Source organism: Dietzia sp. Cai40, from assembly GCF_014145165.1.
Classification (GTDB): Bacteria; Actinomycetota; Actinomycetes; order Mycobacteriales; family Mycobacteriaceae; genus Dietzia; species Dietzia natronolimnaea.
On sequence record NZ_JAALEB010000205.1, the window covers coordinates 1 to 1,145 of the forward strand.

Annotated in this window: 1 protein-coding gene and 1 pseudogene; both read left to right on the forward strand. The window is 72.8% G+C overall.

Translation table 11 applies throughout. The features are described 5' to 3' along the window. Positions 1-271 (forward strand): annotated as a pseudogene (locus tag G6022_RS08790) (hypothetical protein); the annotation flags it as partial. A 111-nt stretch (positions 272-382) separates the two neighbouring features. Beyond that, on the forward strand, positions 383-1,145 hold a 763-nt coding region (locus G6022_RS08795), incomplete at its 3' end, for an isopenicillin N synthase family oxygenase (protein ID WP_182691383.1).

Here is a 1,145-nt window from a genome sequence, read left to right on the forward strand (position 1 = left end):
CATCGACGGCGACAACGCCGGGGCTGGCCTGGCGGTGGCCACCTACGGCGGGCGGTGGGGCCACCCGGTGCTGCTCGGCGGGCGGCACCACCCCGGGGTGATCGCGTCGGCGGTCGGTGACGTGGGTGCCCGCCGATACCTGCGCGCGCACGCGGCATCGGTGGTCGAGGTGCCGTGCGACGACACCGGGTCCCCGCTCGATGTGGACGTGCCCGGGGATCTCGACACCGCACCCGTAACACCGGCGACACACGGGGTATCCGGCCGGTAATCGCGCGCGGATAGAACAAGGTCATCGGCTCGGCCACCCCTCGCGGACAGGCCGCGCCCCGGTACCCCGGCCCCCGTCACCTCGGCCGGCACCCCAGCCCCGGGAGCGGACATGACCACACCACCACCGAGCACCGCGCTGACCGGGTTCAGGGTCCCGGTGATCGACCTGAGCCCCTACACCGCCGGCGACGACCCCACCCGAGACGACCCCGCCGCCCGCGAGCGCGTCGCCCGCGAGATCGACGCCGCGTGCTCCTCCGTCGGGTTCATGCAGATCGTCGGGCACGGCATCGACGACGCGGTGACCGAGGGGCTGGCGGGCGCGATCGACGATTTCTTCGCCCTTCCGCCCGAGACCAAGAACGGCTACCGCGTGGCCGGCGCCAACCGCGGGTACAGCCCGCCGAAGAGCGAGACGCTCAGCCTGAGCCTGGGGGTCGAGTCCGCGGGAAGGATGAACGACTTCTTCGAGGCGTTCAACGTGGGCGTCGAGGCGCGCTCCTTCCCGGACCTGGCGCTGGACGAGGCCGACTACGGGATCAACCTGTGGCCGTACCTCCCCGACTTCCGGCCCCGGATCGACGCCTACTTCGCCGAGGCCTCGCGGGTCGCGCGGACTCTCACCCGGGCGTTCGCCGACGCGCTCGGGGTGCCGCCCGAGGTGTTCACCGGGATGACCGGGCACTCGATCGACGTGCTGCGGCTCAACAACTACGCCCTGCCCCCGGGACCGGTCACCCTCGACGGCGAGCTCACCGGCATGGGCGAGCACACGGACTTCGGCCTGGTCACCGTGCTCTGGGCCGACCGCGTGGCGGGCCTGCAGGTCCTGTCCGCCGACGGGGTGTGGCACGACGTCCACCCGGTCGAGG